General features: G+C 42.3%; 1 rRNA gene. It reads right to left on the bottom strand.

Features of this window, described 5'->3' with window-relative positions:
- Positions 1-388: 388 nt before the first annotated feature.
- A 16S ribosomal RNA gene (locus tag L4D74_RS25175) occupies positions 389-656 on the bottom strand; the annotation flags it as partial.

Genomic DNA, 656 nt, shown 5'->3' with positions numbered 1-656 from the left:
GGCATCCACCGTATACGCTTAGTCACTTAACCATACAACCCCAAAAGGTCTTATGTATGGCAAACAACCAAAGTCGCTATCTCATTATTTGAATGAGCGAGATAGCATTCGATTTTGCCGGACTCAAATATAAACATCACAACCGAAGTTRTGYTGTTTCCAAGAACACTTGAATGTGTGTTGGTACCTACATCTTAAAGACATAGGATTTGAGAACTTTTATTTRAAYAAYAATGAAATCACATTRTTRTTCGTCAGCTTTCCAAATTGTTAAAGAGCATAAAGCACAAAGCTTTAATCAATGAGTAATCATTAATTAAAGCTCTATTRTTCTTAACTAATCAAACCTAATCAATCTGTGTGAACACTCATCAAGATAATCTTCGTATAAGGAGGTGATCCAGCCCCAGGTTCCCCTAGGGCTACCTTGTTACGACTTCACCCCAGTCATGAACCACAAAGTGGTGAGCGTCCTCCCGAAGGTTAAACTACCCACTTCTTTTGCAGCCCACTCCCATGGTGTGACGGGCGGTGTGTACAAGGCCCGGGAACGTATTCACCGTGGCATTCTGATCCACGATTACTAGCGATTCCGACTTCATGGAGTCGAGTTGCAGACTCCAATCCGGACTACGACGCACTTTTTGGGATTCGCT

Source organism: Vibrio cionasavignyae, from assembly GCF_050337155.1.
GTDB lineage: Bacteria > Pseudomonadota > Gammaproteobacteria > Enterobacterales > Vibrionaceae > Vibrio > Vibrio nomapromontoriensis.
Note: the sequence above shows the minus strand (reverse complement) of the source record. Positions and strands in the feature narration are given on the sequence as shown.